The organism is Pseudomonas sp. MF6747, from assembly GCF_963890955.1.
In the GTDB taxonomy this organism is placed as follows: domain Bacteria; phylum Pseudomonadota; class Gammaproteobacteria; order Pseudomonadales; family Pseudomonadaceae; genus Aquipseudomonas.
The window spans coordinates 103,216-117,214 of the sequence record NZ_CAWPSZ010000004.1 but is presented as its reverse complement, the minus strand read 5'-3'; the positions used below and the strand labels follow the sequence as shown (position 1 = coordinate 117,214).

General features: G+C 62.5%; 12 protein-coding genes and 1 pseudogene. 6 read left to right on the top strand and 7 right to left on the bottom strand.

The annotated features are described in order from the left end of the window. Positions 1-152: 152 nt before the first annotated feature. Together AACW30_RS05625 and AACW30_RS05620 are read right to left on the bottom strand one after the other, a co-directional pair. A complete protein-coding gene (locus AACW30_RS05625; protein ID WP_200624434.1) occupies positions 153-1,187 on the bottom strand; it encodes an AraC family transcriptional regulator in 1,035 nt (344 codons plus the stop codon). 4 nt (positions 1,188-1,191) lie between these two features. Further along, positions 1,192-2,322, bottom strand: coding sequence for a carbon-nitrogen hydrolase family protein (locus AACW30_RS05620; RefSeq protein WP_119739785.1), 1,131 nt, complete (start codon positions 2,320-2,322; stop codon positions 1,192-1,194). 212 nt (positions 2,323-2,534) lie between these two features. Here AACW30_RS05620 and AACW30_RS05615 point away from each other — a divergent pair, with 212 nt between their 5' ends. Both AACW30_RS05615 and AACW30_RS05610 read left to right on the top strand, forming a co-directional pair. Continuing rightward, complete coding sequence (locus AACW30_RS05615) at positions 2,535-4,574, top strand: NADPH-dependent 2,4-dienoyl-CoA reductase (RefSeq protein ID WP_200624433.1); 2,040 nt, start codon at positions 2,535-2,537, stop codon at positions 4,572-4,574. A gap of 57 nt (positions 4,575-4,631) precedes the next feature. Further along, positions 4,632-5,522 carry a 1-aminocyclopropane-1-carboxylate deaminase/D-cysteine desulfhydrase gene (locus AACW30_RS05610; RefSeq protein WP_200624432.1) on the top strand — a complete coding sequence of 297 codons (891 nt, stop codon included), beginning with the start codon at positions 4,632-4,634 and terminating at the stop codon, positions 5,520-5,522. A gap of 197 nt (positions 5,523-5,719) precedes the next feature. On the opposite strand, the gene AACW30_RS05605 is transcribed toward AACW30_RS05610, so the two are convergent. The 3 genes from AACW30_RS05605 to AACW30_RS05595 form a co-directional block, all read right to left on the bottom strand. Then, complete coding sequence (locus AACW30_RS05605; RefSeq protein WP_200624431.1) at positions 5,720-6,313, bottom strand: cytochrome b; 594 nt, start codon at positions 6,311-6,313, stop codon at positions 5,720-5,722. A 113-nt stretch (positions 6,314-6,426) separates the two neighbouring features. Continuing rightward, the gene (gene phnX / locus AACW30_RS05600) at positions 6,427-7,254 is read right to left on the bottom strand and encodes a phosphonoacetaldehyde hydrolase (protein WP_119739791.1); all 828 of its coding nucleotides are present in this window, start codon (positions 7,252-7,254) and stop codon (positions 6,427-6,429) included. 29 nt (positions 7,255-7,283) lie between these two features. Further along, entirely contained in the window at positions 7,284-8,393 is a 1,110-nt protein-coding gene (locus AACW30_RS05595; RefSeq protein WP_200624430.1) for a 2-aminoethylphosphonate--pyruvate transaminase, read from the bottom strand. A 108-nt stretch (positions 8,394-8,501) separates the two neighbouring features. Between AACW30_RS05595 and AACW30_RS05590 the strand changes: the two genes are divergently transcribed. Next, on the top strand, positions 8,502-9,359 hold the full coding sequence (locus AACW30_RS05590; RefSeq protein ID WP_106578830.1) for a LysR substrate-binding domain-containing protein: 858 nt from the start codon (positions 8,502-8,504) through the stop codon (positions 9,357-9,359). A 99-nt stretch (positions 9,360-9,458) separates the two neighbouring features. Further along, positions 9,459-10,166 carry a YebC/PmpR family DNA-binding transcriptional regulator gene (locus tag AACW30_RS05585; RefSeq protein WP_090402660.1) on the top strand — a complete coding sequence of 236 codons (708 nt, stop codon included), beginning with the start codon at positions 9,459-9,461 and terminating at the stop codon, positions 10,164-10,166. 123 nt (positions 10,167-10,289) lie between these two features. Here AACW30_RS05585 and AACW30_RS05580 read toward each other — a convergent pair whose 3' ends face one another. Continuing rightward, positions 10,290-11,594: a protein kinase gene (locus AACW30_RS05580; protein WP_106578961.1), complete on the bottom strand. Its 1,305-nt coding sequence runs from the start codon at positions 11,592-11,594 to the stop codon at positions 10,290-10,292. A gap of 40 nt (positions 11,595-11,634) precedes the next feature. Further along, positions 11,635-12,729: pseudogene (gene zapE / locus AACW30_RS05575) on the bottom strand (cell division protein ZapE). Between the two features lie 188 nt (positions 12,730-12,917). On the opposite strand from zapE, the gene AACW30_RS05570 reads away from it, so the two are divergent. Beyond that, complete coding sequence (locus AACW30_RS05570; protein WP_442793511.1) at positions 12,918-13,445, top strand: Csu type fimbrial protein; 528 nt, start codon at positions 12,918-12,920, stop codon at positions 13,443-13,445. After that, positions 13,439-13,981: a Csu type fimbrial protein gene (locus AACW30_RS05565; RefSeq protein ID WP_106578826.1), complete on the top strand. Its 543-nt coding sequence runs from the start codon at positions 13,439-13,441 to the stop codon at positions 13,979-13,981. Before AACW30_RS05570 ends, AACW30_RS05565 begins: the two co-directional genes overlap by 7 nt. The last annotated feature ends 18 nt before the right edge of the window (positions 13,982-13,999 follow it).

Here is a 13,999-nt window from a genome sequence, read left to right as displayed (position 1 = left end):
AGGCTGGCTGTGCGGGTCATTTATTGGCAGCCGCTTTAACTTCACAAGGAGTCCACCATGGACGATTACCAAGAAGAACTGCTGGAGTACCATGCGTTTGAATTGGACCCGCTGGATCCGGTCGATGACGCCACCGAGCTGTAATACCGACTTCAGGCGGAATGCCGCTGACTGCGGCGAAATTCCCCTGGGGTCTGGTTGTTCCACCGCCTGAACGCCCTTTGAAAGGCTTGGGCTGAGGCAAAACCGAGCAAGTAGGCGATTTCGCCGAACGCCAACTCCGTATCACGAATGTAGGTCATGGCCAGATCGCGACGGGTGTCGTTGAGAATCGCGCGAAACTGCGTGCCTTCTTCGGCCAGTTTGCGGCGCAGGGTCCAGGTGGGCAGCTTCAAGCGTGCCGCCACTTCCTCCAGGTCGGGTTCCCGGCCGCCATTGAGCATCGGCCCCAGCAAACGGGTAATGCGCTCGCGCAGGCTGCGGGTGCGCGTCAACTGCTCCAACTCTGCTTCACACAACTTCAACAACAGCTGCCAGGTACTCGGGCAATGCTGCGGGTTGCGCATCGCCAGGGTTTGCTGGCTCAGGCGCACTTGATTGGCGTCGGCGCAAAAATGCACCGGGCCGTCACCCAGCACGGCGTACTGGTCACAATACGGGGGCGCTTCAAATTCGATGTCGATGCGCTGCGCCTGCACCGGTTGTTGGGCCAAACTGGACAATTGCTGCAGCCAGCCGGCGATGATCGAATCCACCACAAAGCGGTTGTAGGCATTGTAGGGGCTGATGGAATAGAACCGCAGCCACGCCCCTTCGGCATCTTCGTGAAAACTCGACTGCCCGCGATAGTTGGAGCCGTACAGCGCCTCGAACCGGGTCAATGTGCGCGCCGCTTCACGCACGTTGGGCGCTTGCGCGGCGGTGACCCCTGCAAGGCCCGCCTGGCTCAAGCGGCTGAGCTGGCCCATGCGCAAGCCCAGGCCCGGGTCACCGGTCAGTTGGATGGCCGCATGGCCCAGGCGCATGTAACGCGGGATCGACAGGCGCGCACCGGCTTCGGCGAGGCGCGCTGCGTCCAGGCCGTATTGCAGCAGCAGCGGTTGCGGGTCCAGGCCGTGGCTTTGAATGGCGTCCGCCAGGGTGTGCACGAAGCCCACTGACAGATCCCCGAGGCGCACCGGCTTCAAGGCGTTACAACCAGATATTCAGCAGGCGTGCGCCACGGGCGCCGCTGTCGGCGTTGACTCGCCCGTTGCTGCTGAGAAAGCTGTGCCCGGCAGTGCCCAGGTCCCAGAACTGCCCACGCAGGAACACGCTCATGCCGGCGCTTGCCTGGCTGATCGGTTGTTGGCTGATCAGGGTCAGACGGTGCCAGGCTTCGCCTTCGCTGAGTTCCTCGGGCTTGAGGCTGATTTCGGGTGGCGTCGACACGCTTTTAAACCCGCGCCATGGGCGATCCCATGTCTCGCGGCCGGTCACAAACGCCGGCACGGCGACCAACTGCGCGCCTTGCTCGTTGAGTTTGCGGTAGTTGTCCGGGTACCAGCTGTCGCTGCCGATCAGGATGCCCAGGCGCCCGGCCGGGGTATCGACCACGTTGACGATATTTTCGTCGCCCGGTTGGATAAAACCGCGCTCATCGTAGATCGGGTAGAACTGGCGCTGTGGCTGGCCCACTGGCAAACCGTCGGCACCGAACACCAGGCTGGCGTTATACAGCGGGCCATGACCGACATGCAGTTGGCCTTGTTCGACACTCGGGTTGGGCAGGGTGATGGAGCCGGCCACCAGCGTGACGCCAAACTCTTTGGCCAGGCCGCCGAACAACAGCTGATAGTCGCGCGCCATGGCGGAGGCTTTCATACGCAGGTAGGCGTCATCCATGCGGTTGTCGCCGGTGGCGCTGATCCATGCGCGCGCAAACTGCAGAGGGTTGCTGGCCGACAGCCAGTTCATCGCGTCTTTTAAATGGACCGCCTGATACAACTCGTTTTTTTCGCCGCTGAGCATCAGCCAAGTGCCGATATGTTCGGGCAGGACCACGATGGTCTTTTGATTGATCAGCCCCTGATCACGGGCCTTTTGCAGGTACGCCGCGAGCTTCAGGTGCAGGCGTTCCAGGCTCTGGTAATCGGCGGGAAACAACTCCGGCTGAATGCCGAGCAAGTTGCCACGATCGGCAGGCTCGCCTTCATTGACGGCCAGGGAAATGCGCAGGTCCGACAGGTAGTGCGCCACAGGGCGCTCCTGGGTCCAGACCAGATACGCGGTGACGGCGGCAACCAGGGCCATGACGAGGGTGAACGCTAGAAGTTTACGCATGGGGCAACAGACAACAGACCGTGTGCAGGGTTCGCCGACTAGGGTAGGGCCCAGGCACCTGCTTGCCAAGGGGCGCTGTGCATTTGGATCAATAAGTTGTCAGTTTCAGTCATTGAGCGGCAGTCCATCGCCTCTTAGTCTGTGGGACATAAACCGATGGCGGGCCATTCGAGCCTGCCACGTCCCGTGATGATCCGTTGTGGAGCTGTACCATGACCGCTGCTGCCTACCCGCACCTGCTGGCCCCGTTGGACCTGGGTTTTACCACCTTGCGCAATCGCACCCTGATGGGTTCGATGCACACAGGCCTTGAAGAAAAGCCAGGTGGTTTCGAGCGCATGGCCGCCTATTTTGCCGAGCGCGCCCGTGGCGGTGTCGGCCTGATGGTCACCGGCGGCATTGGCCCGAATGACGAGGGCGGCGTGTATGCCGGTGCAGCCAAGCTGACCACTGACGAGGAAGCGCAGAAGCACAAGATCGTGACCCAGGCCGTGCACGAAGCGGGCGGCAAGATCTGCATGCAGATCCTTCACGCCGGGCGGTATGCCTACAGCCCCAAGCAAGTCGCACCGAGCGCGATCCAGGCGCCGATCAACCCGTTCAAGCCCAAGGAACTGGACGAAGAAGGCATCGAAAAGCAGATCCAGGATTTCGTCACCGGCTCGCTGCTGGCCCAGGTCGCCGAATACGACGGCGTGGAAATCATGGGCTCCGAGGGCTACTTCATTAACCAGTTCCTCGCCGCCCACACCAACCACCGCACCGACCGTTGGGGTGGCAGCTACGAAAACCGCATGCGCCTGGCGGTCGACATCGTGCGCCGCGTGCGCGAAGCCGTGGGCCCGAACTTCATTATTATTTTCCGCCTGTCGATGCTCGATCTGGTCGAGGGCGGCAGCAGTTGGGAAGAAATCGTGCAGTTGGCCAAGGCCATTGAGCAAGCCGGTGCGACCCTCATCAACACCGGTATCGGCTGGCACGAAGCGCGTATCCCGACCATCGCCACCAAAGTGCCGCGTGGCGCGTTCAGTAAAGTCACCGCCAAGCTGCGCGGCGCGGTGCAGATTCCGCTGATTACTACCAACCGTATCAATACGCCGGAAGTTGCCGAGCAGATCCTCGCCGAGGGCGATGCCGACATGGTCTCAATGGCGCGGCCGTTCCTGGCTGACCCTGAGTTCGTCAACAAGGCCGCTGCCGGCCGCGCCGATGAAATCAATACCTGCATCGGCTGCAACCAGGCCTGCCTGGACCACACTTTTGGCGGCAAGCTGACCACCTGCCTGGTCAACCCGCGCGCTTGCTACGAAACTGAGCTGAACTACCTGCCGGTCAAGCAGATCAAGAAAATCGCCGTGGTCGGTGCCGGTCCTGCGGGCCTGGCAGCGGCTACCGTGGCGGCGGAGCGCGGCCATCAAGTGACCTTGTTCGATTCCGCCAGCGAAATCGGCGGCCAGTTCAATATCGCCAAGCGCGTGCCGGGCAAAGAGGAGTTCTTTGAAACCCTGCGCTACTTCAAGCGCAAATTGCAGACCACCCACGTCGAGGTGTGCCTCAACACCCGTGTGGATGTCGCGCAACTGGCGGCGGGCGGGTATGACGAGATTATCCTGGCCACCGGCATTGCGCCGCGTACGCCAGCGATTCCAGGCATCGACAACGCCAAGGTGCTGAGCTACCTGGACGTGATTCTTGAGCGCAAGCCAGTGGGCAAGCGCGTGGCGGTGATCGGCGCTGGCGGTATCGGCTTTGACGTCTCTGAATTTCTGGTGCACGCAGGCGTGTCCACCAGCCTGGACCGCGAAGCGTTCTGGAAAGAGTGGGGCATCGACACGCAACTGCAAGCCCGTGGCGGCGTGGCCGGCATCAAGCCTGCGCCGCATGCGCCGGCGCGTGAAGTGTTCCTGCTGCAACGCAAAACCTCCAAGGTCGGCGACGGCCTGGGCAAGACCACCGGCTGGATCCATCGCACAGGCCTGAAGAACAAGCGTGTGCAGATGCTCAACAGCGTCGAATACCTGAGCATCGATGACCAGGGTCTGCATATCCGCATCGGCGCCGACGGCGAGCCGCAGCTGCTGGCGGTGGACAACATCGTCATCTGCGCCGGGCAAGACCCGCTGCGCGAGTTGCAGGACGGCCTAATCGCCGCAGGCCAGAACGTGCACCTGATCGGCGGCGCCGACGTGGCGGCCGAGCTGGATGCCAAGCGCGCCATCAACCAGGGCTCGCGCCTCGCCGCCGAGTTGTAAGACGAAAAAAGGGGCGGTGGTAGACTGCCGCCCCTTTTTTCGTTCAGAGGCCTCCCGATGGGCCCTTTCGACTGGCTTCCCCACGCGCCCCTTGAACTGTTGCAGCTGGATTGGCTGAACGGCGTCGAGGTGGCAGTGCTGCGCCTGGATTGCATCGACCCGCTGATCAGCGGCAACAAGTGGTTCAAGCTCACCCAGCACCTGGCCGATGCCCAGGCGGCCGGAGCCCGCGGAGTCATCAGCCTCGGCGGCGCGCACTCCAACCACCTGCACGCGCTGGCGGCAGCCGGCAAACGCTTCGGTTTTCCGACCGTGGGCCTGTTGCGCGGCCATCCTCAAGACACACCCACTGTGCTCGACCTGAAAGCCTTTGGCATGCAGCTGCATTGGCTCGGCTACGGCGGCTATCGCGCGCGGCATGCGGCGGATTTCTGGTTGCCGTGGCACGCACAATACCCGCAACTTTACCCAGTGCCGGAAGGCGGCGGTGGAATGGCCGGTGCCCTGGGTTGCGCGGTATTGGTCGATCAAGTGCGCGCGCAATTGAATACCCTCGGCTGGGCCGACTACGACGCCTGGTGGTTGGCGGCGGGCACCGGTACGACCCTGGCCGGGTTGACGTTGGCCGAGGCGGGCGCGCACGCAGTCTTTGGCGCGATGGCGGTGCCGGATGACCACGGCGTCGCTCAAAACGTGCAGGCCATCGTGCAGCAAGGGTATGAATTGGTGGACGCAAGCCGAGGCGGTTTCGCCAAGGTCGATCCGTTATTGCTCGAGTTCATGCACGCCACGGAGCAGGCCAGTGGTTTGCCGCTGGAGCCGCTTTACACCGCCAAGGCCTTGCTGGCGCTGAAGCAGCAAATCGAGGCCGGGCGTTTTCCCCCCGGCACTCGTCTGATCTTCGTGCATACCGGCGGCCTGCAAGGTCGCCGTGGGTTTACTGCCTAGCGCAAATCCGAGGGTGGGAGCGGACGTGCTCGCCAATGAGGTGGGTCAGTACAAATGAGCTGACTGACCCAGCGCATTCGCGAGCAAGCCCGCTCCCACATTGGCTTTTCATTGCAGCCAGGTATATCCGGTGTTGCTGTGCTTTTTTCCGGCCATTGCTTCACTCCGGTCGGCTACCCGGCCGCGATTGCGCTGCATCAATCGACCCATTTGGTGGCTGATCCACCGCCCTTGCGCCCAAGCCCGCTTCCACCCGGCATCATGCGCAGCGCCGTGTTATCGCGGATCACGTAATGGTGCAGGATCCCCGCCAATGTATGCAGCCCGATCAGCCAGTAGCCGATCTTGCCGAACAGCACGTGCCAGCCTTCGATTTCTTTGGCCAGCGCCTTGTTTTCAGCGATCAACGGCGGCAGCTCAATGCCATAGAACATCACCGAATGCCCCTCGGCACTGACGATCAGCCAGCCGGCGATCGGCATGCCGATCATCAACGCGTACAGCGCACCGTGCATCAGCGTGGCCAACAGGCTTTGCCATTGCGGGGGCGCTGGCACGATTTTCGGCGCAACGCCCAGGCTGCGCGCGAACAGGCGTAGCCACACCAGCACGAACACAGTGAGGCCAAACATGAAGTGCATTTCGACGATCAACGTACGCGCGCCACTGCCTTTGGGAAACTGGCCGCGTAACTCTATGCAGGCGTAAACCACCGCCAGTAGCACCACCATCAACCAGTGCAGCGCAATCGACATGGTGCTGTAGCGTGTATCGGAGTTTTTCCACGGCATCGCTGTGTTCCTCACTCATCAGGGCAAACCTCCGTTCTTGGTGACGGAGTCCTTTAACTGTATGCCGGTTTTGAGCGCTTTGCCTGGCGTAAATGCCGTTGTTTTGACCTCTGTCAGTGGCTTTGCGGCATTTCACCGCGCGCCAGGCGCTGGTTGATATCGGTGATGACGGCGGGCAGGTCGTTGAGGGTGTCGATCAGATAGTGCGGGCGCGCGCCTTTGAACATCGCCTCGATGCGCTCGCGTTCGCGGGCCAGTGTGCTGCTGTCCAGGGCACGAAATTGCTCGTAGGTCAGGCCCAGGGCATTGCCCGAGCAAGTCAGCGCCACGGTCCACATTCCGGCGCGACGGCCTTCGAGAATGCCGGGCACTGTGTCGTCGACCTTCACGCAGGCCGCCACATCATCGATGCCCAGCGCGATCACGTTGGCCAGTGCCTGGGCCGGCCATGGGCGACCGTTGGGCACTTCATCGGTGGCGACCACGTGATCGGCGAGGTAGCCGTTGGTGGCGGCCAGGGCGACGACCTTGTCCATTACTTGCTTGGGGTAGCCGGAGCAAGAGCCGATCTTGATGCCTTGCGCACGCAGCCGCGCGATGGTGTCGAGTGCTCCGGGGATCAGCGCCGAGTGTTCGGCGATTTTCTCGATCTGCAGCGGCATGAAGCGCTCATAGAGGGCGGTTACGTCGTCGTCGGTCGGAGTGCGACCAAAGGCCTTGCGGTAACGTTCGGCCACTTGCGGCTGATCGCAGAGGGTGCGGATATGGTCCCACTTGCCCATGCCCATCGGGCCTCGGGCTTCTTCGATGGACACGTGCACGTCGAATTCGGCGAAGGCTTCGACAAAAATCTGCGTGGGGGCGAAGGAGCCGAAGTCGACCACGGTGCCGGCCCAATCGAGGATAACGGCCTGGAGGGTGTTGGGGTTCTGGTAATTCATGGTGCAGATCCTGGGGGTAATGGGGGAAATCAAATGTCCAGCACTTCCATTTCTTGCAACACCTGCGCGATCGCCTTGACCGCGGCGCGCATGCCGGCCGCATCGACGTGGCCGATACAGCCCACGCGGAAGGTTTCCACTTGGGTCAATTTGCCGGGATACAGGATGAAACCCCTGGCCTTGACCCGCTCATAGAACGCCTTGAACTGGTAACGCGGGTCCTTTGGCGCATGAAAGGTGACGATGATCGGCGCCTGGATCGCTGCCGGCAGGAAGCTGCGCAGGCCCAGTTCGGCCATGCCATCGAGCAGCGCCTGACAGTTGCGTGTATAGCGCTGGTGACGCGCAGGCAGGCCGCCTTCTTCGTGATATTGCAGCAACGCTTCGTGCAGGGCGGCGACCACGTGCGTTGGCGGGGTGAAGCGCCATTGCCCGGTCCTGGCCATGTAGCTGTGCTGGTCGAACAAGTCCATCGCCAGGGAGTGGCAGTTACCTTGGGCGGCGGCCAGCGACTGTTTGTCGGCAAACACAAAACCCATGCCCGGCACGCCCTCCAGGCATTTGCCCGAGGCTGCTATCAGTGCGTCGAACGGCACTTCGCGAGCGTCAATTGGCAGCGCGCCGAAGGAACTCATGGCGTCGATGATCAGGCGCTTGCCGTGGCTTTTCACCACCTCGGCAATCTGCGGCAGCGGGTTGAGAATGCCGGTGCTGGTCTCGCAGTGAATCAGCGCCACGTGGGTAATGGCCGGGTCGGCGCGCAGCAGACGGTCCACATCGGCCGCAGTGGTAGGTTCATCCTCGGCGGTTTCAAAGGTACTGAATGGGCGGCCGAGCACTTCGCAGATCCTGGCCAGGCGCTTGCCGTAGGCGCCGTTGATCAATACCAGCACCTTGCCACTACGCGGCACCAGGGTGCCGATGGCGGCTTCGACGGCAAAGGTGCCGCTGCCTTGCAGGGGCACGCAGTGATGGCTGTCGGCAGCGTTGAGGATCGCCAGCAACTGCTCGCAGACGCTGGCGGTGAGTTGGTTGAATCGCTGGTCCCATGAACCCCAATCCACCAGCATGGCCTGACGCGTACGCACGGACGTGGTCAGGGGGCCGGGTGTGAGCAGAATGGGCGCGGCGGTGGTCATCTCAAGTCCTCGCAAGTCTTGGGGAAGCTACGGCGCCTAAAGTGCAGTTTGGCTTGTTATCAATCAAATTGTTTGTTGTTATGCGAGCTATCAGTGAGGCCGATAGCTATGAACTTGTTCCAACTGCGTGCATTCGATGCCGTAGCCCGCGAGGGCAGTTTCACCCGGGCGGCGGCGCGGCTGTTTATCAGCCAGCCGGCGGTGACCGGGCACATCAAGGCTCTGGAGGAGCATTATCAGATCCCGTTGTTACGGCGTACGGCGCGGCGGGTGGAGTTGACCGAGGAGGGCACGCGACTGGCGGCGATCACCCGCGCGATCTTTGGCCTGGTGGACGAGGCCCAGACCCTGCTGGAAGCCAATCGTCAGTTGCTCACCGGGCGCCTGGAGGTGGCGGCCGACGGCCCGCATCTGGTGATGCCGATGATCGCCAGGTTACGTGCGCGCTACCCAGGCATCACCGTGAACCTGCGCTTGGGCAATGCTCAGGAAACCCTGGCGGCGCTGTTGTCCGAGCATGCGGATGTGGCGGTGCTCACCGAGGTGGAACCGCGCAATGGCCTGCACCTACAAGCCCTGAACGAATCGCGGATCTGCGCCTTGGTGCCGGCAGGGCACCCGTGGCTGGCCGACCCGGCGGGCATTCGCCTTGAGCAATTGCACGAAGTGATCATGGTGCTTCGCGAGCCCGGCTCGATTACCCGGCGCACCTTCGACAGCGCGTGCGCCAGCGCCGCTGTGCAGCCCAAGGTCTTGCTCGAATTGGACAGCCGTGAGGCGGTGACCGAAGCCGTCGCCGCTGAACTGGGCGTAGGGGTGGTGTCGTCAATGGAGGTCAGCCGCGATCCGCGCGTGCACGCCATACCCCTGCAGGGCGACGGGCTGGTCAACCGGCACATGCTCGGTTGCATGGAGCGGCGCCGTTCACTGCGCCTGATCCAGGCGTTTTTCGAGTTGGCGTCTTGACGGTTTTTTGCTGGAACGATTTTTTTTTGCCCTATAAACTCTGCCCCCAAAGCGCCGGCCAGTAGACGTCTCGGCGCGATGGACAAAAGAGAGTGAGTCATGGGCGCACAGTGGAAAGTCAAACATAAAGAAGCGGCATCCAATGCCAAGGGCAAGATCTTCGGCAAGCTGGTGAAGGAAATCACCATCGCCGCCCGCAACGGTGCCGACACCGCGACCAACGCCCACCTGCGTCTGGTGGTTGAGCAAGCCAAAAAGGCCTCGATGCCCAAGGAAACCCTGGAGCGCGCGATCAAAAAAGGCGCCGGCCTGCTGGGTGAAACCGTGCAGTACCACCGTGTGACCTACGAAGGGTTCGCCCCGCACCAGGTGCCGCTGATCGTCGAGTGCGTGACCGATAACATCAACCGCACCGTGGCGGAAATCCGCGTGGCGTTCCGCAAAGGTCAGTTGGGTGCTTCGGGCTCTGTGGCCTGGGACTTCAACCACGTCGGCCTGATCGAAGCGTCGCCGGACACCCCGGACGCTGATCCGGAAATGGCGGCTATCGAAGCCGGCGCCCAGGATTTCGAAGACGGCGAAGAAGAGGGCACCACCCTGTTCATCACCGAAACCACCGACCTGGATGCCGTGCAGAAGGCCCTGCCGGAGCAGGGTTTCACAGTGTTGTCGGCCAAGCTGGGCTACATTTCGAAGAACCCGGTGAGTGGTTTGACCGATGAGCAGATGGCCGAAGTCGAAGCCTTCCTGGAAGGGCTGGACAACCATGACGACGTGCAGGATATGTTCGTCGGCCTGGCTGGCTGATTTATCGCGGAATAGAACGCGGTAAAAAATGTGGGAGCGGGCTTGCTCGCGAATGCAATGTGTCAGTCACCCAATCAGTGATTGACACTACGCATTCGCGAGCAAGCCCGCTCCCGCATTTGATCAGTGGTGTGGCAGAGCTTGCAGCAAGGTCTCGATCTCTTCAAAGCCTGGCCGCGCCAACACATCAGGCTGGCAGCAGCGTTTTTGCAGCGCCACCAACGCCTGGTCGTTGAACGGCGTGTCAACCCGCGCCAGCAACTCCCCCAGCAACACCCCAAACGCGCGCACTTCAATACGCTGCAACGCCTGGGTTTCCAAGGTGTCCGCCGTGGCATGGAACGACGCCGCGCCAAAATCCCCGAGCAAGCAATCACCCTCGGCATTCCACAGAATGTTGTGGCCGTACAGGTCGCCATGGGTAATGCCGTGGCGGTGCAGATGGGCCGCCACCGACGCTATGCCGCGCGCCATGCGCAAGGCCACTTGGGGGCTGAAGCGCGTGTCGGGCGCGTAGATATCGCGCGTACAGGACGCCAGGCTCGGCAGTGCGGCAAGGTTGCGATAACTCGGGTCGATCAGGTCCATCACCAGTGCGGCCTGGTCATCGGGATGGCCCACCACGCGGCCTTCCACCTTGATCAGGTTGGGGTGCAGCCCGGCGGCGATGCAGGCCTGCATTTCGTGCAGCGGAGAGCCGTCGCTGGTGATCGTGCCTTTGTACAGTTTGACTGCGACAGACATCCCCCGCGGTCGCCACGCCGCCTTGCGAATGATCCCCGAGGCGCCTTCGCCCAGCACGTCACCCAGTTCCAGTTCCGACCAGGGAATGTTCGGTGTCGCGTCATCGCCCGCCACATCCACGGCCATTTCCACCGGGTTACCGGCATAGGCCAGCCAGGTCAGGCTCGGCAGCGTCAGCAGCCACTGCGGCAGTTGAGTCAGGCGGTTGGCGGCGATGCGGATCAGTTCCAGGTTGTGGCAGTTGGCCAGGCTTTGCGGCAGGTGCGCCAATTGGTTGCCGGCCAACATCAGTTTTTGCAGCAACGGCCGCTCGCCCAATTCGTTGGGCAATTGGCTGATGCAGTTATCCGTGAGGATCAGCCAGCGCAACTGCGGCGGCAGCGCGGCGGCGGGCACGTGGCTGATCCGGTTGGCCTTGAAGCCGATCATGCTCAGCTGTGCGCACTGGCCCAGGCACGCCGGCAGCTCGGTGAAGGCGTTGTCCGAGCAGAACAGCACGCGCAGGTGCGACAGGCGATGCAGGTCGTCGGGCAGGCTGCTCAGGGCGTTGCCCGTGAGGTTGAGGATTTCCAGGGAGTCGGCCAGTTCGAAGATTTCCCGCGGGAATTCGGTCAGCCCGCAGGACAGGTCCAGGCGCGTGATGCCGGCCAGTTGGCCGGCCTTGAGTTGGGCGAGGGTATTCATGAACGGCGCAGTCACTCGGCAAGAGGGCGTAAAAAGGCGCTCATGATACCGGGTGAGGCGCCGGTTGCGGGCAGACGGTTTGCAATTGGTTCAGACGACTCGCGGTGCGAGCCAGGTCGATGGCCTGCCCTTCAAGGGCATGCGCCAAGGGGTGTTGGCCGATCAGCGTCAGGCGTTTGTCCTGGTCGTACAGCACGTCCACCAGGTTGATAAACCGCTGTTGCACGGCGATCGGGCAGTCTGCCAACTGGGGCAGCCCGTCGACAATCCAGTGGTCGAAGTCCTCGCAGAGCAGCAAGTAATCCATCACGGCCGTGAGTTGTTCGCACAGGTCGTTGAAGGTGAACGCGATGGTTGGCGCCTGATGGTGGCGACATATCAGCTGACGATTGCCGACGGTCAGGCTTTGCGCCGGGCAATCGGTGGCGGGCAGCCCGAGCATTTCACGCTGGGCGGGCGTGCCCGGCCAAACATACTGGCCAGCGGTGAAGTGCTGCTCGGCATGCGCTTGGGGCAAGCTGCGAAAATCCTCGGGTGAGCTGACCTCCAGCACGTCCATCCGCGCGGCAATCAGGTCGATTACCGGCTTGAAGCGTTCGTGGTACAGCGGGTTGGGCAGCAGCCCCTCGGGCGCATAGTTTGAGGTCACCAGCACCAGCACGCCGCGCGCAAACAAGGCTTTGAACAGCCGGCTGATAAGCATGGCATCGCCGATATCGTGAACATGGAATTCGTCGAAACACAGCACCCGGCATCCCGCCAACAGCTCATCGAGGGTCACGCCCAGGGCGTCGTCGTGCTCACGGTGCGCAAACATGCCCCGATGCAGGCGGGCAAAAAACGCATGGAAGTGCACGCGCTGTTTGTCGGCAATCGGCAGCGCCTGGAAAAACCCATCGAGCAGCCAGCTTTTGCCGCGCCCCACCGGGCCGTGCAGGTACAGGCTGCGCGTTGCACGGTTGGCGAGCAGGTGCTGGGTCTCGCGGGCGAGGGCGGCAATCGCCCGGGTTTGGCCTGCGCTCAGGGTATAGCCCTATTGCCTGGCCTTGTTTTCAAAGAACGCCGGGATAGGCGAGGGGGCCAGGACGGCGGTTTTTTTGCCCAGCAAACGCTGAATCAGGGGAAGCACAGCCAATGCAAGTCACTCTGTCGTGCGGTGGTCGCCCACTTTAGGGCGCCCGAGGCGATTTGACCAATAGAGAAGCGCGCCGCCAGCTATCTCGAAAAAGCATGGCGAGGGGGTAGTCCTGGGCAAACTGGCGGTTTCTTCTTAAATGGCTAACCTCATACACAGTTGTCACCCCTGTATAAGGAATTGGGGCAGTGAAGGGACGAGCAGTATTGGCAGTCATGGGCGCCATACTCTGTAACACGGTTTACGCTGCGCAACTTCAGGTAGAAGTGCGCATCGACGTGCAACGGGGCTGCCAGCTGGTGGGCATCACCCGCGATGCGGGTATCGAGCAGCTGGGCGTGTTGGACTTTGGCAGCGGCCCGCGTCTGAATGACCCGGCCGGCCCCTTGAGTGCGGCCTTGATCAGCCAGCGCCAGCCGCGCCTGGAATGCAACCCGGACACACCCTATCAAATGCGCGTTGACGGCGGCCTGCATGGCGGCGTCGGCGAAGTGCGCTACCTCAGCGCCGCGACCCCCTCGAGTAAACCTATTCCCTATCGCCTTTACGCCGACGCCGCGCGACGTATTGCCTTGCCCGTGAATGAACCGCTCAGTGGCCGCGTGCCGGACTCGGGCAGCGTCGACTTGCCCTTATATGGCCGCATCGAACCGCTCAAGGACATCCCCGCCGTCGGCCGCTACACCGACCTGCTCAAGGTCACGGTCACATGGTAAGCCGGGGCTGGGCCCTCGTGGCCATGGGCGGCCTGTTGCTGCTGGCAGAAGACGCCCAGGCGGCCGTGGCCGGGCAGATTCATGCGCGGCTGGTGATAACCGCCAGTTGTGAGGTGAGCAAAGGCGCCGCAAGCGCGCCCGTGAGCCCCGCGGGCGGCACGGCAATGCTCGACTTTGGCAGCCAGGGCCCGACCTGGAGCAACCCACTGGGCGCAGCCGTTTCCGATGGCGACAAGGCGCCGCTGTCGGTGTCCTGCAATCCGTCGGTGGTCAGCAGTTTTACCGTGACGATCGACGGCGGCGCGCACGGCGATGGCACCACGCGACGCTTGAGCAACGGGCGTCAGACCATCCCGTATCGGCTGTCGGCCGATCCGCTGGGCCAGAGCACTTACAGCATTGGCCAACAACGCAATTTCGTCGTGACCAAGGGCACACAAGTACCGATCCCGGTATTCGGCTCGGTGGTGGCGAATACCAGGGCCCTACCGGCCGGCATCTACACAGACACCCTGACGGTGACTCTGGATTGGTAAATCATGAGGATGAACATC

What these genes read in the sequence shown, in the direction of transcription:
- AACW30_RS05615 (WP_200624433.1), top strand. Translation starts at nt 2,535, where the DNA reads ATGACCGCTGCTGCCTACCCGCACCTGCTGGCCCCGTTGGACCTGGGT.
- AACW30_RS05590 (WP_106578830.1), top strand. Translation starts at nt 8,502, where the DNA reads ATGAACTTGTTCCAACTGCGTGCATTCGATGCCGTAGCCCGCGAGGGC.
- AACW30_RS05580 (WP_106578961.1), bottom strand. Translation starts at nt 11,594, where the DNA reads ATGAATACCCTCGCCCAACTCAAGGCCGGCCAACTGGCCGGCATCACG.
- AACW30_RS05585 (WP_090402660.1), top strand. Translation starts at nt 9,459, where the DNA reads ATGGGCGCACAGTGGAAAGTCAAACATAAAGAAGCGGCATCCAATGCC.
- AACW30_RS05565 (WP_106578826.1), top strand. Translation starts at nt 13,439, where the DNA reads ATGGTAAGCCGGGGCTGGGCCCTCGTGGCCATGGGCGGCCTGTTGCTG.
- AACW30_RS05605 (WP_200624431.1), bottom strand. Translation starts at nt 6,313, where the DNA reads ATGCCGTGGAAAAACTCCGATACACGCTACAGCACCATGTCGATTGCG.
- AACW30_RS05610 (WP_200624432.1), top strand. Translation starts at nt 4,632, where the DNA reads ATGGGCCCTTTCGACTGGCTTCCCCACGCGCCCCTTGAACTGTTGCAG.
- phnX (WP_119739791.1), bottom strand. Translation starts at nt 7,254, where the DNA reads ATGAATTACCAGAACCCCAACACCCTCCAGGCCGTTATCCTCGATTGG.
- AACW30_RS05595 (WP_200624430.1), bottom strand. Translation starts at nt 8,393, where the DNA reads ATGACCACCGCCGCGCCCATTCTGCTCACACCCGGCCCCCTGACCACG.
- AACW30_RS05620 (WP_119739785.1), bottom strand. Translation starts at nt 2,322, where the DNA reads ATGCGTAAACTTCTAGCGTTCACCCTCGTCATGGCCCTGGTTGCCGCC.